This window comes from Streptomyces sp. NPDC058231, from assembly GCF_042882275.1.
Lineage (GTDB): Bacteria > Actinomycetota > Actinomycetes > Streptomycetales > Streptomycetaceae > Streptomyces.
This window is the reverse complement of the sequence record NZ_JBHVWN010000162.1, coordinates 1-2014: the sequence shown is the minus strand read 5'-3', so window position 1 is coordinate 2014 and position 2014 is coordinate 1. Positions and strand designations below refer to the sequence as shown.

The 2014-nt window shown below is 66.8% G+C and carries 1 protein-coding gene; it reads left to right on the top strand.

Features of this window, described 5'->3' with window-relative positions; all coding sequences use genetic code 11:
* Window positions 1-1071 precede the first annotated feature (1071 nt).
* Window positions 1072-2014 (top strand): epoxide hydrolase family protein (locus tag ACFVXE_RS38975; RefSeq protein ID WP_389678527.1); only part of this gene is annotated, 943 nt, incomplete at its 3' end.

Below are 2014 nucleotides of genomic sequence, written 5' to 3'. Positions count from 1 at the left end.
CGGCGAGGCTTCTTCTTCCCCATGCTCTCCATGATGGACATCCTCCCGGGGCTGAACCCCAGATCTCGAATGTCCGCCAAAGCGGATCAAGCCCACGTGTCCTATGTACGGAGACGGGCGGCGGCTGGGCATGAGAGGAACACCTGAGCCCTGACCACGGACTTGATTCCGAGGTGACCACTCCGGAGTCTTTTGCTCAGTGGCATGGGACGGCCGCCGGACTGCCCGGCTGCTCCCCTTGATCGCAGGGCCCCTGGCCCTCTCGGGCAGGCCGCGGCCAAGGCGCTGGTCACGGTTGCAAGGGTGCCAACTCCAAGGCCGGCGCTCGAGGCCGGTACGGATGAGGTACGGGCAGAGCGGGCCAGGGGACACGGTGGCGCAGGCACTGCAAGCGTTCATGGCGTCGCAACTGTGGGCCGAAGACGCGCCTGCCTTCGCGGATGTCACCGTCGCGTGCGCGTTCCGGCTCAGGAGGACGCGCCCCGCACAGGGCCGGATGCAGTCCTCGCCCGCAAGGCGTACACCTCTTGAGCGCTCCACATCTGCCTGCACCAAGCGCAGGGCCCGTGCGGTGGCCTCCGTCCCGGCCGGACGGCGTGGTCATCGACTGTCACGGCCGGCGAGACGGCAGGCACCGGCCGGCGTCACGCGAAACAGCGCAAACCGCGCCGAGGTGCATCGGCCGCCTGAACCGGGGTGACGAGGCATCGCCATTCCTGCGGAAAAGGGGGCCGCAACCGTCTGCGTGGCCGGACTGCACATCGCAGGCGTCCTCCTCCGGGCTGCCCGATGACCCGAACGACATCACCTAAGTCGCATGACTGGCCGCGACACCAGCGAGATGCCACGTCAAGTTACCGAGGAAGAACGACACCGCTCCTGCGGAATCTAGGTCACATTCCAGATTACCGAGGCGGCACCCCACACCAATATGGGAGCTGCGCCGGAAAGCGGGATCGGTTCACCCGACCCTGCACCGGCGGGGGAGACGAGTCGCGGATATACGTCTGCGAACTCGGCGTCGCGAATCCCGCCTCCTCCTGCAACCAACCAGATATCAAGGAGACCACCATGTCTGTCACCTCTGACCAGCATGCGATCCGTCCGTTCACGTTCGAGTTTCCCGAGGCGGATCTCAAGGACCTGCGGGCGCGCATCGAGGCCACGCGTTTCCCCGAGAAGGAGACCGTCGCCGACCAGTCCCAGGGCACCCAGCTCGCCACGGTGCAGAAGCTGGCGCGGTACTGGGCCAAGGAGTACGACTGGCGCAAGGTCGAGGCGAAGCTGAACTCCTACCCGCAGTTCATCACCGAGATCGACGGGCTGGACATCCACTTCATCCACGTCCGCTCCAAGCACGAGGATGCTCTGCCGGTGATCGTGACGCACGGGTGGCCGGGCTCGGTCGTCGAGCAGCTGAAGATCATCGAGCCGCTCACCAACCCCACCGCGCACGGCGGCGATGCCTCGGACGCCTTCCATGTGGTGATTCCGTCGATGCCGGGCTACGGGTTCTCCGGCAAGCCCTCGCAGAAGGGCTGGGGTCCGGAGCGCATCGCTGCCGCGTGGGGTGAGCTGATGAAGCGCCTGGGCTACACCAAGTACGCGGCCCAGGGCGGCGACTGGGGTGCGATCGTCACCGACCTGATGGGCGCGCAGGAGCCCGAGGGCCTGGTCGGTATCCACACCAACATGCCCAAGGTGATTCCGGCCGACATCGACGCCGCGCTCGCCAAGGGCGACCCGCTGCCCGAGGGCCTGACGCTGTCCGACGAGGAGCAGGCCGCCGTCGAGCAGCTGGACTTCGTGTACCGGCACGTCTACTACGCGTACATGATGGGCTCGCGCCCGCAGTCGCTGACCGGGCTGGCGGACTCCCCGGTCGGTCTGGCGTCCTTCCTCCTCGACCACGACGCTAATGGTGGTTTGTTGACGGCGGTTCAGGGCCGTAGTAGGCCGGTAGCAGAGGAACGTCGCCTCGCCGCCTGGGGGCTTGTGATGACCCGTCGTGTGC